Annotated in this window: 13 protein-coding genes; 7 read left to right on the forward strand and 6 right to left on the reverse strand. The window is 60.7% G+C overall.

Going from position 1 to position 17,534, the window contains the following annotated elements:
- Window positions 1-78 precede the first annotated feature (78 nt).
- From kdpC to SC318_RS08195, 3 genes are all read left to right on the forward strand, one after another.
- Complete coding sequence (gene kdpC / locus SC318_RS08185) at window positions 79-624, forward strand: potassium-transporting ATPase subunit KdpC (protein ID WP_320430355.1); 546 nt, start codon at window positions 79-81, stop codon at window positions 622-624.
- 145 nt (window positions 625-769) lie between these two features.
- Window positions 770-3,421, forward strand: coding sequence for a DUF4118 domain-containing protein (locus SC318_RS08190; protein ID WP_320430356.1), 2,652 nt, complete (start codon window positions 770-772; stop codon window positions 3,419-3,421).
- A 204-nt stretch (window positions 3,422-3,625) separates the two neighbouring features.
- Window positions 3,626-4,315 carry a response regulator gene (locus SC318_RS08195; protein WP_134659778.1) on the forward strand — a complete coding sequence of 230 codons (690 nt, stop codon included), beginning with the start codon at window positions 3,626-3,628 and terminating at the stop codon, window positions 4,313-4,315.
- Between the two features lie 141 nt (window positions 4,316-4,456).
- On the opposite strand, the gene SC318_RS08200 is transcribed toward SC318_RS08195, so the two are convergent.
- The gene (locus SC318_RS08200) at window positions 4,457-5,494 is read right to left on the reverse strand and encodes a patatin-like phospholipase family protein (protein WP_306492214.1); all 1,038 of its coding nucleotides are present in this window, start codon (window positions 5,492-5,494) and stop codon (window positions 4,457-4,459) included.
- A gap of 217 nt (window positions 5,495-5,711) precedes the next feature.
- Between SC318_RS08200 and SC318_RS08205 the strand changes: the two genes are divergently transcribed.
- The 3 genes from SC318_RS08205 to SC318_RS08215 all read left to right on the forward strand — a co-directional run bounded on the left by SC318_RS08205 (window position 5,712) and on the right by SC318_RS08215 (window position 7,685).
- Entirely contained in the window at window positions 5,712-5,990 is a 279-nt protein-coding gene (locus SC318_RS08205) for a hypothetical protein (protein WP_124385743.1), read from the forward strand.
- A 46-nt stretch (window positions 5,991-6,036) separates the two neighbouring features.
- Entirely contained in the window at window positions 6,037-6,798 is a 762-nt protein-coding gene (locus SC318_RS08210) for a CHAD domain-containing protein (protein ID WP_320430357.1), read from the forward strand.
- Window positions 6,799-6,887: 89 nt separating this feature from the next.
- A complete protein-coding gene (locus SC318_RS08215; protein WP_320430358.1) occupies window positions 6,888-7,685 on the forward strand; it encodes an acyl-CoA thioesterase in 798 nt (265 codons plus the stop codon).
- Between the two features lie 3 nt (window positions 7,686-7,688).
- On the opposite strand, the gene SC318_RS08220 is transcribed toward SC318_RS08215, so the two are convergent.
- From SC318_RS08220 to SC318_RS08240, 5 genes are all read right to left on the reverse strand, one after another.
- Entirely contained in the window at window positions 7,689-8,051 is a 363-nt protein-coding gene (locus SC318_RS08220; protein ID WP_320430359.1) for a DUF962 domain-containing protein, read from the reverse strand.
- 118 nt (window positions 8,052-8,169) lie between these two features.
- Entirely contained in the window at window positions 8,170-8,574 is a 405-nt protein-coding gene (locus SC318_RS08225) for an Imm50 family immunity protein (protein ID WP_320430360.1), read from the reverse strand.
- On the reverse strand, window positions 8,574-13,286 hold the full coding sequence (locus SC318_RS08230; protein ID WP_320430361.1) for an RHS repeat-associated core domain-containing protein: 4,713 nt from the start codon (window positions 13,284-13,286) through the stop codon (window positions 8,574-8,576). The genes SC318_RS08225 and SC318_RS08230 overlap by 1 nt, the downstream gene beginning before the upstream one ends.
- Window positions 13,287-13,484: 198 nt before the next feature.
- Window positions 13,485-14,966 (reverse strand): methyl-accepting chemotaxis protein, encoded by a 1,482-nt coding sequence (locus SC318_RS08235; RefSeq protein WP_320430362.1) that lies wholly within the window; start codon window positions 14,964-14,966, stop codon window positions 13,485-13,487.
- 96 nt (window positions 14,967-15,062) lie between these two features.
- On the reverse strand, window positions 15,063-15,869 hold the full coding sequence (locus SC318_RS08240; RefSeq protein WP_320430363.1) for a TatD family hydrolase: 807 nt from the start codon (window positions 15,867-15,869) through the stop codon (window positions 15,063-15,065).
- A 236-nt stretch (window positions 15,870-16,105) separates the two neighbouring features.
- Here SC318_RS08240 and SC318_RS08245 point away from each other — a divergent pair, with 236 nt between their 5' ends.
- Window positions 16,106-17,527 carry an MltF family protein gene (locus SC318_RS08245; RefSeq protein ID WP_320430364.1) on the forward strand — a complete coding sequence of 474 codons (1,422 nt, stop codon included), beginning with the start codon at window positions 16,106-16,108 and terminating at the stop codon, window positions 17,525-17,527.
- Window positions 17,528-17,534: the final 7 nt, after the last annotated feature.

A 17,534-nucleotide genomic window follows, 5' to 3' on the forward strand; every position in this document is an offset into this window, starting at 1 on the left:
GTTCCCACGCTCCGCGTGGGAATGACGCCCCGGACGCTCTGCGTCCTGCATCTATCCAGTCAATGTGAGGAGTTTGAAATGACCAACATAATCCGCCCGGCCCTGAGCCTGCTGGTGCTCATGACCCTGATCACCGGCGTGGCCTATCCATTGGTGGTGACCGGCGTCGCGCAAGTCGCTTTCCCGGACCAGGCCAACGGCAGCCTGGTGCGCGATGCCAGCGGCAAGGTGCGCGGCTCCAGCCTGATCGCCCAGGATTTCAGCGGTGATGGCTGGTTCCATCCACGCCCCTCGGCCGGGGCATTCGCGACCGTTTCCAGCAGCGCCAGCAACCTGGGGCCGAGCAACCCCGCGCTGGCCACGCGTATCTTCGATGACGCAAATAAACAACAGGTGCCTGGCCAGGGGCCGGTGCCGTTGGCCTCGCTCACAACCTCCGGCAGCGGGCTCGATCCGCACTTGCCACCGCCGGCAATTGCCTATCAACTGGCGCGAGTGGCAGCCGCGCGAAATGTGCCAGTGTCGACCTTGCAGCGGTTGCTGGACGAACACATCGAAAGCCCGCTGGTGGGGCCACCCGTCGTCAACGTACTGGCACTGAACATGGCCTTGGAAAAACTCTAAAACCCTGTGGGAGGGGGTTTGCTCCCGATAGCGGAGTATCAGCAAACACTATTTCAGCTGAACCACCGTTATCGGGAGCAAGCCCCCTCCCACATGTGATTTGCATTGAGCCTGACTACTTTGATACCTGAAGGACACTATCCGCATGAGCGACTCCGGCCGCGCCGATGCCCTGCTAGCCGATCTGCCCCGCAACGGCCGTGGCCGGCTCAAAGTTTTCCTCGGCGCCGCCCCCGGCGTGGGCAAGACCTACGCCATGCTCCAGGCGGCCCACACCCAGCTGCGCCAGGGTGTGCCACTGATTGCCGGGGTCGTCGAAACCCACGGCCGTGCGGAAACCGAAGCGCTGCTCAGCGGCCTGCCGCAACAACCGCTGCTGCGCAGCGAATACCGTGGCGTGATGCTCGAAGAAATGGACCTCGACGGCCTGCTCGCCGCCAAGCCCAAACTGGTGCTGGTCGACGAACTGGCCCATAGCAACGCCCCCGGCAGCCGGCATGAAAAGCGCTGGCAGGACATTCAGGAGCTGCTCGCTGCCGGCATCAACGTGTTCACCACCGTCAACGTCCAGCACCTGGAAAGTCTGAATGACCAGGTGCGCGGCATCACCGGCGTGCAGGTGCGTGAAACCCTGCCGGACTGGGTGCTGCAAGAGGCTGACGAGTTACTGCTGATCGACCTGCCGTCCCGCGAGTTGTTGGAGCGTTTGCGCGACGGCAAGGTGTATGTGCCCGAACAGGCGCGCGCGGCCATCGATGCGTTTTTCACCCAAACCAACTTGATGGCCCTGCGCGAGCTGGCCATGCAAACGGCTGCAGCCCATGTCGATGACGACCTGGCCCAAGGGTATCGCCAACTCGGCCAGGCTGCCCCGGCGGTACGTGGTCGTTTGCTGGTGGGTATAGATGGCGACGCTCAAGCCGAACGTCTGGTGCGCCACGCCAGTCGAGTCGCCCAGCGTCGGCATTTGCCCTGGAGCCTGGTGCATGTCGACAACGGCCGTGCACGCGATGAGCAGTCGCGCCTGCGCCTGCAAAACGCCCAGCAACTGGCCGAGCGGCTGGGTGGGGAAGTGGTGTTGCTGCGCGCTGGAGAAGTGGCCAAGACGCTGATCCAGCATGCCGGCGAACGCCGCGCCAGCCTGGTGCTGGTCGGTCAGTCGCGTATGCGCTGGCGTCGACGGCTGTTCGGCGGTGGCCTCGCCGCACGCTTGTTGCGCAACGCGCGGGGCCTGGAAATCAACGTGCTCGACAGCGACGATATTCCCGCACCGCCGCGCCTGCCGGATGCGCGTGGGCTGCGCTGGTTCGACTACGCCTTGGCCGTGGTGGCGACCGTTGTCGCGGCCGGCGTGGCCTGGGGCGTGTCCAGCGTATTGCCGTTGCCGAATATCTCGCTGGTGTTTCTTGCAGCGGTCCTGCTGGTGGCGGTGCGCAGCAGCCTGGGGCCTTCGCTGGTGTGTGCGGCCTTGTCGTTCATGACCTACGACTTTCTGTTTATCCCGCCGAATTTTTCCTTTGCCATCCAGCGTGAGGAGGATGTCCTCACCCTGTTGTTTTTCCTGTTGATGGCGGCGCTCACCGGCAACCTGGCCGCCCGCCAGCGTCGGCAACTGCAGGCGCTGCGCGATACTCAGGAAGAAACCAGCGAACTGCTCGACCTGTCACGCAAGCTCACTGCGGCCACAGATCGCCAGGCCGTTGTCAGTGCGGCGGCTCATCACCTGCAAGGCTGGAATGACTTGGATGTGTGCCTGATCAATCGCGACAGCCAGGGCGGGTGGATGATCGAGACCGGCGGCCCGCTGACCCTTAGCGAGGCCGAACGTGCCGCTGCCGACTGGGCTTGGCAGCACGATCAACCGGCAGGCAAAGGCACCGGCACCTTGCCATTTGGGCGTTGGTGGTGGTGGCCGTTGTCGGGTGAAGAGGGCCCGCTCGGCTTGCTGGGCGTCAGCGCGAAGGCCGGCATGGACTTGAGCGGCCAACGTCGCCGTCTGCTCACGGCCTTGAGCCAGCCGCTGGCCCAGGCGCTGGCGCGGGCACAGCTGGGGCAGGAGTTGGAGTCCGCGCGTTTGCACGGCGAAACCGAACAACTGCGCAGCGCCTTGCTCGCCTCCGTATCCCACGATTTGCGCACGCCGCTGACCTCCATGCGCGGCAGTATCGACAGCCTGCTGGCGCTGGGCGAGGCGATCCCTTTGGAGGATCGTCGCGAATTGCTCGAAGGCACCCGCGACGAGGCCGAGCGTCTCGACCGCTATATCCAGAACCTGCTGGACATGACCCGCCTGGGCCACGGCGCGCTGAAGCTGGCCCGCGATTGGGTCTCGCCCGGCGATATCGTCGGCAGCGCCCTTGGCCGATTGCGCGCGGTGCTGGCACCGTTGCAGGTGAGTACCGATGTACCGCCGGAGCTGCCGCTGCTCTACGTGCATGCGGCATTGATCGAGCAGGCTTTGGTCAATGTCATGGAAAACGCTGCGCGCTTTTCGCCGCCCCAGGGCCGTTTGCAATTGAGCGCCGGGGTGGTGGACAGCCAGCTGTTTTTTGCCGTGGCCGATGAGGGGCCGGGGATTCCCGAGGATGAGCGGGCAAAGATCTTTGACATGTTCTACACCGCTGCCCGCGGTGATCGGGGCGGGCAAGGCACCGGTCTTGGCTTGGCGATCTGCCAGGGCATGGTCGGCGCGCACGGTGGGCATATCAGCGTGGCGGATGGCATTGATGGGCGGGGCACCTGCATCACCCTGTTTCTGCCGCTACAATCTCAGCCGGGTTTGGATACTGACCTTTGAACCGGTAGATCTTCGCCTATTGTGGCGAGGGAGCTTGCTCCCGCTGGGCTGCGCAGCAGCGCCAAAACCAATCGGTCGCGACACGTCAGATGCACCTGCCTGACCAGTTTGGGAGCGCTTCGCACTCCAGCGGGAGCAAGCTCCCTCGCCACAACAAGCTCGCTCCTACAATGGTTTGTTTTTTACGGATTTTGATTGGACACCATGAGCCAGACCGCGACGATTCTAGTCATTGATGACGAACCGCAGATCCGCAAATTCCTGCGCATCAGCCTGGCCTCCCAGGGCTATAAGGTGATCGAAGCCGGCACCGGCAACGAAGGCCTCGCCCAGGCGGCATTGAGCAAGCCGGATTTACTCGTGCTCGACCTGGGCCTGCCCGATATGGACGGCCAGCAAGTGCTGCGCGAGTTTCGCGAATGGTCGACGGTGCCGGTACTGGTGCTGTCGGTGCGGGCCAGCGAAGGCCAGAAGGTCGAAGCCCTTGATGGCGGCGCCAACGACTACGTGACCAAGCCCTTCGGCATCCAGGAATTCCTCGCCCGCGTACGCGCGCTGTTGCGTCAGGCACCGGCGGGCGAGGCCCAGGAAGCGGCGCTGAATTTCGGCCCGCTGACGGTTGACCTGGCCTACCGCCGCGTCCTGCTGGACGGCGCCGAAGTGGCGTTGACCCGCAAGGAATACGCAGTGCTGGCGCAACTGGCGCGGCATCCTGGGCGGGTGATTACCCAGCAGCAATTGCTCAAGGACATCTGGGGCCCGACTCATACCGAAGACAGCCACTACCTGCGTATCGTGGTGGGGCATTTGCGCCAGAAGCTGGCGGATGATCCGACCCAGCCGCGGTTTATCGTGACGGAGGCGGGGGTGGGGTATCGGTTGCTGAATGCTTAGGGCGAATAGCGTTTCGCTGCCTGAACTGGCCCCATCGCGGGCAAGCCCACTCCCACATTCGACCCCATGCTCATGTTGAAACCCGGTCCAATTGTGGGAGTGGGCTTGCCCTCGATGGGGCCATCAGCAACGCCTACACTCTCAAGACTGCTCACTCTCATACCGATCCAACGTATCGCTGGCAATTTCCCGTCCCAGCGCGATCAATTCCGGCGCCTTGTAGAACTCGAAAAACCGGCACACCCGCTTTGGCACGTTGATCAGCACGTCTGGCGGGTAGCCGGCGATTTTGTACTGTGCCAATGATGTCTGCATCACCTCGAAGCTCTGGTTAATCAAGTCCAGCAGGGAGGCCGGCCCCACGTTGTCGATGATGAACGAGCCCGTGGCCGACTTTGGCGCACCGGGTTTTTCCGGCGCGGCGGCGGGTTGCTGGGATTCGGGCTCGGCGGACTCCAGCCACGGGTTGATCTCGGCGGCCTGGGCCTGCAAGGCTTCCTGTTCGAGCTTCATCAACTGCTCTGCCTGTTTGCGCCGAAACGGCAGGTGCGAACCCAATGATTTGGCCAGGCTGTTAAAGCGGCTTTTGAAGGCTGGCGGGCGCTGGATCACCGGCAAATGGTAGTGCTTCTGGTTGGTGGCGTTGAGGTTGACGGCAATGATCAAGTCGCAATGGCTCGACACCACCGGCACGATGGGCAGCGGGTTGAGCAAGCCGCCATCCACCAGCATGCGGTTGCCCTGCATCACCGGTGTGAACAGGCTGGGGATCGCTGCCGAGGCGCGCATGGCCTGGTGCAGGCAGCCTTCCTGGAACCAGATTTCCTGTTGGTTGGTGAGGTCGGTGGCCACAGCGGTGTAGGGGATGCGCAGCGCTTCGATATTGATTTCGCCGACGATCTTGCGGATCTGCCCGAATACCTTTTCGCCGCGAATCGCGCCCAGACGAAAGCTCACATCCACCAGGCGCAAGACGTCGAGGTAATCAAGGCTTTCGATCCAGTTCCGGTACTCGTCCAGCTTGCCGGCCGCATAGATCCCGCCGACCACGGCGCCCATGGAGCAGCCGGCAATACAGGCGATGTCATAGCCGCGTCGTTCGATTTCCTCGATCACCCCGATATGGGCATAGCCCCTGGCTCCGCCGGAGCCCAGCACTAAGGCAACACGTTTCTTCATAACCAGACCCTTCGCAAAACAGATGCCCACAATGCACCCATCCAGGGGGCTGCTTCAATCCTCGGTGAGCCCTGGCAATATTTTTCCAGAATCGCGCCTGGGCTCGGGTATGCTCTGGCAATAGGTACTGCGGTTTTCAGGCCAGGGACAAGGCACTTTTCCCTGTAGGTAACGTCTACAGGCTACGACAGATTTTGTATATTTTGAGGTGTCATCAATGAAAGCCTGGATGTGTGTGCCTGTGATCCTGTTGGCCCTGGCTGGCTGTGCCGGGAAAACCGCGTACCGCGACAGCTGCGGGTCGCAGTTGGATGCCGCCTGGAAAGAACTGGACCTGGCCAAGGCCGAGGGTTTTGCCGGCACCGTCAGCTACTCCAAGGCTCTGTCGCTGCTGACCGGGGCCAAGACCCAGCAGCAATTCGAAGCGTTCGAAGGGTGCGCCAACAAGGCCGAGAAGGCACGCTTCTATATTCGTGAGTCACGTGCAGGGCGTTGATGCGCCAGCCCGCGACTGAGGTTTTACATCACAAGGGGAGGGCAGGATGTCAGCGCTGGTCAATCAGTTAGTCGCTCAGGTCATTGGCCTGGAAGTAGGGTTACTGAGCTGCCAGGCTCGTCTTGCTGCCGTCACCGACGATGAAGCGTTGCACGATCTGCGCACCACAGTGCGCCGCCTGCGCAGCCTGTTGCGCCCTTTACGTGGGCTTGCGGGTGTGGAACAGCTGGAAGCGGCCGCCAGCGCCGTCGGCCAATTGACTACGCCGCTGCGTGACCGTGAGGTGCTGGCGGCGTACTTGCATCGGCAAGGTCACGATGCCGCGGCTGATCGGCGTCTGCGCCTGCAACCGGACGCCTATCGCCAGGTGGCGCAGAGCCCTGAGCTGGCGCACCTGCTGCTGATCCTCGATGCGTTTCCACGGTTCCTTCGCGCCTCCCAGCATCAGAAGTTGCTCAAGGGGTTGCGTTCGCGCATTCAGAAGCGCCTGGCCAAGCAATGCAAGGCCCTCGATCACGCGCTGAAGGATCCGGAGCATGATCGCCATCGTTTGCGCCTGCTGATCAAACGCGTGCGCTACGCCGCTGAAGCCTATCCCGAGCTGGACAAACTGCCGGCCAACGCCTTGTCAGGCTTGAAAAAAGCCCAGGGCGCCCTGGGAGATTGGCATGACTGCTGGCAGTGGCTGATCCAGGCCGAGCACCAGGCTGACCTGCAACCCTGTGTGGCGACCTGGCGCGCAACCATGGTCAAGGCCGAGGCGCGGGCCGATCGGGTGCTGGACAAGCTCAGCGCCAATTGTTTCTGAACCGGTCCGGCTTTTGGCCGGAATAGGCGCTGTACCTGACGGGGGTGGTGGTTAAGATCCCTCATCGATTTTCTTGATGTGAGGTCGCCATGCGCTTTAGTGATTTGCTCGACGCTGCTCGCAGCGAACCGCTGGATGTCACCATTCCCGCCGATTGGGCCCAAGGCCGCGCCACCTTTGGTGGTCTGGTCGCTGCATTGCAATACGAAGCCTTGCGTGCACAAGTGCCGGCGGACCGACCGCTGCGCTCCTTGGCGATCACCTTCGTTGGCCCGGTAGCGCCCGATGTACCCGCCAGCTATCAAGTTGAAGTGTTGCGCGAAGGCAAGGCCGTCAGCCAATTGCTGGGCCGGGTGGTGCAGAACGGTGAAGTAGCGACCTTGGTCCAGGCCAGTTTCGGTGCGTCCCGCGAGTCGGCAATCGACGTCAAGAGCGAGCCGCCACCTGCGTTCAAGCATTGGGATCAATGCCAGGAACTGCCTTATATCAAAGGCGTCACGCCCGAATTCATGCGCCACCTGGCAATGCGTTGGAGCGTCGGCGGCCTGCCGTTTACCGGCACTCAATCCCGCGAGATGGGCGGTTGGGTGCGTTTGCGTGGGGATGTGAAAGAAGAGGCGCTGACCGAGGCGCACATTCTTGCGCTGGTCGATGCCTGGCCGCCGGCTCTGCTCCCCTACCTCAAGAAACCGGCGCCGGGCAGCACCCTGACCTGGACCATCGAATTCATCCAGCCACTGCAGCACCTGACCACCCTCGACTGGTGCCAATACCACGTCAACATCGAACACGCCCGCGACGGCTACGGCCATGCCGCCGCGGCGCTCTGGAGCCCGACCGGCGAGTTGATTGCCCTCAGCCGCCAGACGGTGGTGGTCTTCGCCTGATCCTCAATATCGGTGGCGCTGGCGCCAGGCACGCCACCAGCCACCGCTGAACACAAAGTGCGGAAAGGTCACGAACTGCTCGACCACCAGGCGTTGCATCGCATCTTTGCGGTCACTGAACGGCTCACTCGCCTGAGCTTCCAGGCTGTGGCCGTGACGCTGCAGCGCAAGGCCTGCCAGGATACCGATCACGCCGACAGCCAAACTGACCAGACTCAGGCTGAACACACCGGAAACGATCAACAGAAAACCGATGATGAACAGCGGCACGGCGATCAGGTGCAAGGCCAGGTTGGTGGGGTGTTGATGGTTCTGTGGGTAGTTACGCCATTGCCAGGCGGGGAGATTGGGGTGACGTTTGCCCATGGTGGTGAATCCTCTGTCCGTTGAAACAACTTGGAGGGAGTTTAGGTGTAGATGGGCAAGGGTACGAATTAAGGCTAACTATGGAGTTCATAGGGGGGCGCACGCAGAATTTTTAGGGCTAGAAAAAATAGTCATCTGGTCCATTTATGTATACATTCGGATCGCAAATTGAAATTGATTTGGCCTTGAATTCAATTAAAGAGCTTTCGTTGGTCGCTTTAAAGTGGAAATGATTATTTTCTTTGGTAATAACGACAGAGAATACTTCTCTAACGGGAATGTTGTGTATTTTTAACTCGCGAATGCCATGACAATCAATGCCCATTCTGCAGATGTTGTAGCCTTTTCCTTCCCATTTTTTTGGCAAAATATCTGGAAACTCGGGTATGTCGAATCCTAACCCCACAGAAGGTCGATCATTTTCTATTTGCAAAGAAAAAAGAGCGATTTTTCCGATCTCTATGGGCATACTAAAAATCTTTTCAAAAAAAATATTATGATCTAGTTCATTCCAATACTTCATCAGTTTTTCCTAAAGTTGTAATGATCCCTGCCGCCTTCTACGGTTCCGTTTCGAGGCTTTGCAATTGGTCGCAAATTGAAGTGCGCTTTTTGGTCTCCTATTCCGTCCGCCCTACCAAATTTATGCCCGGCAGAATGGTCTTGAATAAGAACCTTAGAACCGTCTGCTCTCGTGAATTGATACACCCTTGAGTATATGGGTCTACCACCCTCATCCAATATGTTCTCATCATTCAAATCAGTCATTTTTTCTATTTTGTACTGTTTCGTCCTTCCGGACTTCGGATTTTTAATCAAATCAGGATTTTGGGTTATCGGTATATTGGCGTCCCTTTTTGCTTGCCTAAACGCACCTTTGCGAGAGTGGTCAGGTATATCCGGTTCAGCAGGTAAAGAGCAGGTCGGTTTTTTCTCGCCTGGGCCGGGACAATTCGCGTTCAGTCCCAGGGGATCAATCCACCCCGTAGGATTGGGCACGTACTGGTATGCGTTGATCCCACCCGCCAGCTTCACCGGATCAGGTGTCAGGTATCGACCAACATCCGGATTGTAGTAGCGATGGCGGTTGTAATGCAGACCGCTTTCCTGGTCGAAGTATTGGCCCTGGAAACGTAGCGGGTTGTCGATTTTGCCTACATCGAGCCGGCTGATTTCGCCGTAGGCACGGTAGTGGGCGGACCAGACGATGTCGCCTTCAGGCGTGGTGAGTTCCTGCGGGGTGCCGAGGTGGTCGAGTTGGTAGTGATAGGGCTTGGTTTCTTGTGGGCCAAAGCCCTCCAGCAGTGCCAGCGGGCGGAAGCTGTCCGGTTCGTAGAGGTAGCTTCGGTGACGTTCCGCATGGTGTTCTGCGATCAGCTTGTCACCTTGCCAGAAGAACTCCGTCGTGATGCCGTCGACGGTTTTGCTGATGCGCCGGCCGAATGGGTCATAGCGATAATTGGCGGTTTGGCCGTTGGGCCTGGTGATTCCAATCAGCCTGTGCTGGCAGTCATAGCGATACTCAGTAACGAGTGAGCGGCCTTTGCCTCGCCGCTCACGGATGAGGTTGCCGAAAGCGTCATAGTCGTAATGATGATCCCCCTGAATCATCAGGCGATTACCCGCAACGATGTCCGGCCCCGGCCGGTTTTGCATGAGCAGATTGCCCGCCGGGTTGTGGCCGAAGCGCTCCTGTACGTCTTGCGAGTGATTGGCGCGGGTCAGGCGCTGGAGCGGGTCGTAGTGGTAAAGGTGTTCGCCTTTGCGGGTGTCGTGCAGGCGGGTGAGGTTGCCGGCTTTGTCGTAGTCGTAGTGGCGTTGGTAAAGGTGGTTTTGTTGCTGGGTGACGGCGTGGGCGTGCAGGCGGTTTTGGTCGTCGTAGTGGTAGTGGCTGAGCAGTTGGCCTTGTTGACGTTGTTGTTCGCGGCCGGCTTTGAACAGGTGGGAAGTCAGTAACGAACCGTTCAGCTCGACGGTGGCGAGGTGGCCGCCTTTGTCGTGGTTGAAGGTGAGGCGGTTGTTGTCGGGCAGGCGTAAATGTTGAAGCTGGCCGCAGGCGTCGTAGCCGTAGCGCAAGGTGCCCCAACCCTGGTGTTCGGCGGTGAGGCGGTTTTGTTTGTCGTATTCGTAGGCCAGGAACCAGTGGCCGTCGTCGACGCTGAGGAGGTTGCCTTGGCGGTCGTAGGCATAGTCGACGGTGCTGCCATCGGGCAGGGTTTTTCGTACGAGGCGACCGGCGTGGTCGCGCTGGTATTGGGTGACTAGCTGACGGCCGTCGTCGCCGTGTTCGGTCTTTTCCTGCAGGTTGCCGTTGAGGTCGTAGGCGTAGGCGGTGCGTTGGCCGTCAAAACCGGTTTCCTGTTGGATCAGGCCGTTGGGGTGGTAGTCGAGCTGGTAGGTTTCGCCGACTTCGTTTTCGATGGTGGTCAGCAGTAAGCGGGCGTTGTCGTAGCGGTACTTGACCTGTGTGCCGTCGGCGTTGATGCGACGGCTGATCAGGTGCAGGCCGTCGGCGTATTCGTAGCGGGTGACGTGGCCCAGTTCATCGCGTTCGGCGATGATTTTTCCGTAGGGGTTGTAGCTGAATTCCCGTGCGGCACCGTCCGGCAGCACCAGGCGCGTTAACCGACCTAAGCCGTCCCATTGATACTGGGTCAGCGCGCCATGCTCATCCTCTCGGGCAATCTGCCGGCCCAAGTCGTCATAGCGATAACGCTTGATCCCACCATTGGGCAGCTGTTCTTCAACGAGTTGCCCGCGCTCATTCCACACCAGCCGATGGCAGCTGTTATCGGGGTACCAAACGCCGGTGAGTTGCCCTTGCTTGTCGTAGCTGTAGTCGGTCGCATGGCCATCCGGATCGATCTGGCGAATGACATCGCCCTGGTCATTACGCTCGTATGTCCAGACCGCCTCACCCCGGCGCATAACCCGTACGAAGCCGTTGTCATGCTCGTAGGACGTCGGCTCGTCATCCCCCGGAAACAGCGCCACCAGGCGCCCGGCGTCGTCGTACTGATAGGCCGTCACCGCGCCCAGCGGGTCTTGCTCGACGGTCAGGCGGCCTTTGTCATCGTAGGATTTGAAGTGCCGGGCGCCGTCCGGGTCGATGCGCTGTACCAGTCGCGCTCGGTCGTCATGGACATAAACCTCTTGGCTGCCATCGGCGTTGTACACGGTGACGCGGCCGTCGTCGCCCCAGGCATAGCGCGTGTCCATCTGCGAAAAGCTGGCCCAGTGCCGGACGCAGCGTGCGGCCTTGCCAGTGCGCTCCCATTCCCAGAAAAAGCTCGCACCACCGGCCAGTTGCCGCTCGAGAATGACGTGTTGCTCGTCGTACCGATAAACCTCGCGTTCACCGACAGCGTTGGTCGCACATTCCAGTCGTCCACTGTCGTCATAGGCGTAGGAAACGACGTTCTGCTCGGTCACCCAAACGAAGGGTTCATGGCCCTTGGCGCGATGAACCTGGTAGTCCACCGCCACAATGCGGTCGAATTCATAACGTAGTAAAAGCGAACGGCCGGCACCGTTATCCAGCCGCTCAATCCGCCCCAACCGATCCCGGAAAATGCGCAACCGGTTGTCATACGCATCGCTGATCGCCGTCAGCACACCGTCGCAAAAGTGGTAGAACCGCGACCCCTGAGCCAGCACCAGTTCATCCGGCAACGACCCCAGGTAAATCGCCGCTTCCGCCAGGCTGTTGGTGATCGCCGGCCGAGCCACCGTCGGCAAGGGCAGGGTGGTCGAGCGGTTTTCATGGTCGGTCCACACCACCGAATCGCCCGACACCACCAGCCGCTGGGCCAGCGCATGACTCCAGCCAAACCCCAACCCGCAATCCACTTCCACCGCACTGGTGCGATACAGCCGCGTCCACTCGAACGGCAAAACTCCATCCAGCGCGCCATCGGTGAGGGTCAGCAGTTCCTCGCCGGTGACCATCGACACCGGGCAACCGTGGGTGACGGTTTTGTCCGCAGAAGCCGCCGCATCCCCCTTCGGGTTCGATGCCACGGCAGGCACATCATCCACCGCCTCCTGGCGAACCAACGCCGTGCGCTGGGTCTTGCGGCGCACCGCCGGCACCGGGTTGGCAACCAACTCCTCACCCGCCTTCAACGACGCCACCGGCACAGCCTTGACCGGCACCGCCGCACTGCTGAGCAACACCGGCTTGGCGGCCTCCACATGCGTTTCCAGCCGCGGCCCTGCAACCTGCCTGGCGAGCGACTCCAACAACGCCCGCGCCCGCCCGGATTTGACATGACTGAGTACCTGGGCCCCCAGCCGAAGCTGGACCCCAATCCCCCGCGTCGCCCAGATCAGCAACAGGTTGATCAGGATTTCACCGGTTATCTCACCCACCAGCTCGTACATTTCGGGCGGCGGCAGCAGGCGTAGCCAGGCCACCACCGCCGAGAGATAAATGAACAGCAGCGGCTCATCACTGAGCACCAGCAACCCCTGGGCAAGCGTGTCTTTGCCCAGCTTGAGTAACTGATCGAGTTCGGCTTGGGAGAGGTACTTCAGCAGCTTTTCGCTGTTGGACTTGAGGTTCGCCAGCAGGTCGACCAGCTCGGTAAGGTTGTCCCACAGGTTGTAGACGGCCTTGCCAATCCCGGTCGCAAAAGCCAAGCCTTGCTTCGCGCTGCGTTTGTAGGCCGCAGCTTTTGCAAAGTCGGCCCACTGAGGTTCGAAGTGCCCACGCCATTGCTGGCGCAGGTCTGCTTCCAGCCCGGCGATCACCGACTGGTAGGACACGTAAAGCGCCTTGACGTGATCTTTGGAAACGTTGGGGTAAAACGTGATCTGGTACTGCTGGTCGCGGGTGCACTCGGGCACTGTAAGAATGCCGCTGGGGCCGATGGTTCGCTGCAGCGGCGCGTCCATGGGCGCGCCGTCCTGGGCGATGGGCTGCAGCGTGACCGGCGTGTTGCCGATCGGCACGAACCGGGTGCTCTCGAACAGATGCACCAGGGTCAGCCCACCCTGGGCCTTGCACTGGGCGACGGTGCGACTGGGCGTGTCGGAAGAGATCGGCGCAACCAGTGCGACGTCGTCACCGACCTTGAACACCTGCTCCACTTGCAGCGCCGAGCCACTTAGAAAGCTGTCGGCCCACTTATCGAAAGTGTTCAGGCAATGGCGGAAATCGCGAAGAACCCGTTCAGCGTCCGGCGCTTCGGGATCCATCGGCGCCAGTACAAAGCTGGCAATCACCGGAATCAAAAGACGCCCCGGACAACCTGGGCGCTAACGAAAAGAACCATCTGCAATCCCTCGCACTGTTTGATCAGGCGAGGGACTTTGCAGCGGTTCGTAGGTAAAAGAAGTCGGCGTTAATCGCGAGGATGAGGAGGAAGTTTCGTCTTGATCTCAGGCAAACTGCGCCTTGGTCGTAGGACTTGGATTAGGGGCTGAACGGTCCTACAGCTTCAACTGCCCAATCGCTTTGCTCAGCTCTGCGGCCAAGGTCGCCAGCTCATTGCTGGTGGTGGCTGAGTCCACTGTCTGCTGCACGGTGTTTTCGGTTACATCACGAATACTCACCACTGCACGGTTCATCTCTTCGGCGACATGGCTCTGCTGTTCGGCGGCCACTGCGATCTGGGTGTTGCTCTCGCGCATCTGCGCCACGGCACCGGTGATTTCGCCGAGCGCGGCACCGGCTTCCTGGGCCTGTTGAACGCAGTCATCGGCCTTGAACGAGCTTTCCTGCATGAAGTCCACCGCATCGCGGGTACCGGCTTGCAACGCCGAGACCATGCGTGTGATTTCGTCGGTGGAGCTTTGTACGCGCTTAGCCAGGTTGCGCACTTCGTCGGCCACCACCGCAAAGCCACGGCCCATTTCTCCGGCGCGGGCGGCTTCGATGGCGGCGTTGAGGGCGAGCAAGTTGGTCTGTTCGGCGATGCTGTGGATCACCCCGACCACGCCGTTGATTTTCTGGCTGTCTTCGGCGAGTTTCTGGATCATTTCAGCGGTCTGTTGCACACCGGTGGACAGTCCGGCAATGGAACGTTGCACGCGGATAACCACTTCCCGGCCGCTGCCGGCGAGGGTGTCAGCGGTTTGCGAGAGATCGCGGGTGGCGCCGGCGTGCTGGGCAATATGGTGAACGGTCGCGGTCATTTCGTTGATGGCCGTGGCGGCCTGGTCGGTCTCGCTTTGCTGGCCGAGCATGCCGTGCTGCACCTCGTTCATGCTGCTGGCCAGCCGCGCGGCGCCTTCGTCCAATTGCCTGGCGGTACGGGCCACGGTGTTGACCACCCGCTGGTAGCCGGCTTGCATGGCGTTGAAGGCGCTGGCCATCTGCCCGACCTCATCCTTGCAGGCCAGCGGCACGCGAGCGGACAAGTCGCCGGTTTTCTCGACATGCAGCATCACGTCCTTGAGGGTGTTGAGCTGGCTGAGCAGAAAGCGGATCAGCAATTGTGAGGCGCCGAGCATCGCAAGCATCAGGATCGCCACTGCCACCGCATAGTTGACGAAGCGCTCGCCGAACACTTGGCGCAGGCTTGGCGCGTAGGCGAGTACGGCGACCTGTTGCCCATCGGCACGGTGGATGACGTCAGCGCCCACCAGCGGATTGATGCCGAACCATGGCAGGTGACTGAGTTCGACCCAGCCGCTGGCGCCTTGCAAGGCTGAAAGATCCTGGCCTGTCCGTTGTGGGATCTGGTCGCGGCTGAAGGTCAGCCAGTTCTCACCAGTGGGCAGTGCCGTGTCAGCCGGCCAGGCGCTGAGCAGCTGTCCCTGGGCTTGCGCTGAAAGCTGCGACGCATGGCTGCGCGCCTGTTGTTCGAGCTGGACGGCATACAGCACCAGCAGCAGGGTGGTGATGAACGCCACCGCGTTGACGGCCCAGAATTTGTACTTCAGCGAGATATTGCTAAGCCAGGCACCCATGGAAGGTTTTCTCTGATAGCGGAAACAGCATTGGCAAGGTGCCATTATTGTGCCGCTATTCAGGAAAGCATTTTTGACATGGGTCAATGCGCCGCATCACTCCACGGCCGGCAAGCCGAAAAAAGCGCGGGCACAGGCGGTGCTGTGCATCGCCAGGTCTTCCATCGTTTCATTGCGATGCAGGGCCACCTCACGCAACACTTCGGTGAGGAAGGCAGGTTCATTGCGGCCGTTTTTCGGCTTGGGGCGCAGCGTGCGAGGCAGCAGGTAGGGCGCGTCACTTTCCAGCATCAAACGGCCTCGGGGAATTTCCCTGACCAACGGGTGCAGATGCGTCCCACGGCGCTCGTCGCAGATCCAGCCCGTGATGCCAATGTGCAGGTCTAGGTCGAGGTAGCTGAAGAGCCCCGCTTGTTCGCCCGTGAAGCAGTGCACCACGGCGGCGGGCAGATGGTCACGGTAGTCCTTGAGGATCTCCAGCAGGCGTTGGTTGGCGTCGCGTTCGTGAAGAAACACGGGAAGTTTCAGTTCGACAGCCAGGGCCAGGTGTTCCTCGAGGACTTTTTCCTGCTGTGGGCGTGGCGAAAAATCACGGTTGAAATCCAGCCCGCACTCGCCGACGGCGCGCACGCGCGGTTCACTGAGCAAGCCGCGCAGACGTTGGGCGCTGGCGCTGTTCCAGTCGCTGGCGGAGTGGGGGTGGATGCCGGCGGTGCTGAACAGACGTTGCGCGCTTTCATCAAGTTTCACGCACAGCTCCAGAGCCTGCTCGCTGCCTTCGACACTGGTACCGGTGAGCACCAGTTGTTGAACCCCGGCGGCGTAGGCGCGCTCGAGGACGGTCGAATGCCTCTCGTCGAAACTGGGGTTGGTCAGGTTGACGCCGATATCAATGAGTTGCATGGTGCTACCTCCGCCTGCGGCCGGAAAGCATATCAGAGCTGTAGATTTATAAGAAAAACGAAGAACTACAATGCGTTATAGCTGTCTTTGAACGTCGCACGCGACATTGTGCCGGGCCTGCTGCCTTTCACCATGTCGCCGTTGCGCGCCTTGCCAGCGCATAAAGCGCTCTGTTTCTGACGTCCAACACCTCGTTTTTCACGAAGGTGATGGCCAGTATCCTTTCCGGAGAGCGGATGATCCGACCCTCGGCGTTGCTTATAGTGTGCGTGACCTTGCTGCTGCCCATGGCGGCGGTCGCACGTCTTGACGGTCCGCTGGAAGTGACGAAGCCCGGCAAGGTGCGTGACCTGGCAGACATCCGTTCCAGCCGCACCCTGCGTGTACTGGTCAACCAGAGCCGCAACAGCTCCGGTGAAGTGCAGGGCCAGGCCATCGGCGTTGAATACCATCGCCTGCGGGCATTCGAGCAATACCTCAATGGCCGTGCCCGTGATGGCCAGGAGATCAATCTCAAGATCATTCCCAAGGCCAAGGAGCAGTTGCTCGGCGCGCTGGCCCGTGGCGAAGGCGACCTGGTTGCCCCTGGCGAATTGCTGGATGTAAAAGCCGCGCACAAGATCAGCACCAGTGACCCTATCGCCAGCGGCGTGCCGTTATGGCTGGTCGGCGTCAAGGGTGAACGACGGTTTACCAAGCTGGAGCAGTTGTCGGGCCGCACCCTGACGCTGACTACCGGCAGTGCGGCGGCAGATGCAATCAGCCAGGTCAATCAGAAGCTGGCCCTGCACAAGCAGCCGCCGATCAAGGTGGAATGGGTTGACCCGAGCCTGGCGGTGGAAGACGTGCTTGAAATGGTGCAGGCCGGGATCTACCACCTGACCATCGTTGAAAAACCGATTGCCGAGCGCTGGTCGAAAATCCTGCCCAGGTTGCGCTTTGACAAACAGGTGGCCATCAGCGAGCCAGGCGACGAGTATTGGTTCGTGCGCCAGGATGCGTCGATGTTGCGGGCGAGCATCGATCGCTTCCTCAAGACCTACCGAACCCCTTCCGATCAGGATGTGGCGTTCCAGCGTATCTATCGACGTCTCTATCAAGTGCGCAACCCGCTGGCCCGGGCGGATCGTCAACGCCTGGAGAAGCTGCGCCCGGTCCTGCAAAAGCATGCGCGCGAGCAGGGCATGGACTGGCTGAACCTGGCTGCACTGGCATTCAAGGAATCTGCGCTGGACCCTGGCGCGCGCAACAGTGGCGGTCCTACCGGTTTGATGCAGATCACGCCTTCGGCGGCGCAGCGGGTGGGCGTGAATAATATCGAGAGTCTGGACAGTAATGTGCAGGCGGGGGCGCGCTATCTGGCGATGATCCGTCGTAAATTCTTCGCCAGTCCCAAGCTCAATGAACGCGAACGCATGGCCTTTGTACTGGCGGCGTACAACATGGGACCAGAGCGGGTGCAGGGCATGCGCACCGAAGCCAGGCGTCGCGGGCTCAATCCCAATCAGTGGTTCTTTCAGGTTGAGCGCATTGCCATGGAGCAGGTAGGAATGGGTGGCGTCAGCTATGTTAATAGTGTCAACAAGTACTACCTGGCGTTCGATCGGGAACGTGAGTCCCTGGAGCCGTCAATGGGGAAAATCGTGTCACGTAAGTAATCGATTT

Source organism: Pseudomonas sp. MUP55 (assembly GCF_034043515.1).
GTDB lineage: Bacteria > Pseudomonadota > Gammaproteobacteria > Pseudomonadales > Pseudomonadaceae > Aquipseudomonas.

Excerpts from the sequence above, each read along its gene's own strand:
- kdpC (WP_320430355.1), top strand. The coding sequence starts at position 79 with ATGACCAACATAATCCGCCCGGCCCTGAGCCTGCTGGTGCTCATGACC.
- SC318_RS08190 (WP_320430356.1), top strand. The coding sequence starts at position 770 with ATGAGCGACTCCGGCCGCGCCGATGCCCTGCTAGCCGATCTGCCCCGC.
- SC318_RS08195 (WP_134659778.1), top strand. The coding sequence starts at position 3,626 with ATGAGCCAGACCGCGACGATTCTAGTCATTGATGACGAACCGCAGATC.
- SC318_RS08200 (WP_306492214.1), bottom strand. The coding sequence starts at position 5,494 with ATGAAGAAACGTGTTGCCTTAGTGCTGGGCTCCGGCGGAGCCAGGGGC.
- SC318_RS08205 (WP_124385743.1), top strand. The coding sequence starts at position 5,712 with ATGAAAGCCTGGATGTGTGTGCCTGTGATCCTGTTGGCCCTGGCTGGC.
- SC318_RS08210 (WP_320430357.1), top strand. The coding sequence starts at position 6,037 with ATGTCAGCGCTGGTCAATCAGTTAGTCGCTCAGGTCATTGGCCTGGAA.
- SC318_RS08215 (WP_320430358.1), top strand. The coding sequence starts at position 6,888 with ATGCGCTTTAGTGATTTGCTCGACGCTGCTCGCAGCGAACCGCTGGAT.
- SC318_RS08220 (WP_320430359.1), bottom strand. The coding sequence starts at position 8,051 with ATGGGCAAACGTCACCCCAATCTCCCCGCCTGGCAATGGCGTAACTAC.
- SC318_RS08225 (WP_320430360.1), bottom strand. The coding sequence starts at position 8,574 with ATGAAGTATTGGAATGAACTAGATCATAATATTTTTTTTGAAAAGATT.
- SC318_RS08235 (WP_320430362.1), bottom strand. The coding sequence starts at position 14,966 with ATGGGTGCCTGGCTTAGCAATATCTCGCTGAAGTACAAATTCTGGGCC.
- SC318_RS08240 (WP_320430363.1), bottom strand. The coding sequence starts at position 15,869 with ATGCAACTCATTGATATCGGCGTCAACCTGACCAACCCCAGTTTCGAC.
- SC318_RS08245 (WP_320430364.1), top strand. The coding sequence starts at position 16,106 with ATGATCCGACCCTCGGCGTTGCTTATAGTGTGCGTGACCTTGCTGCTG.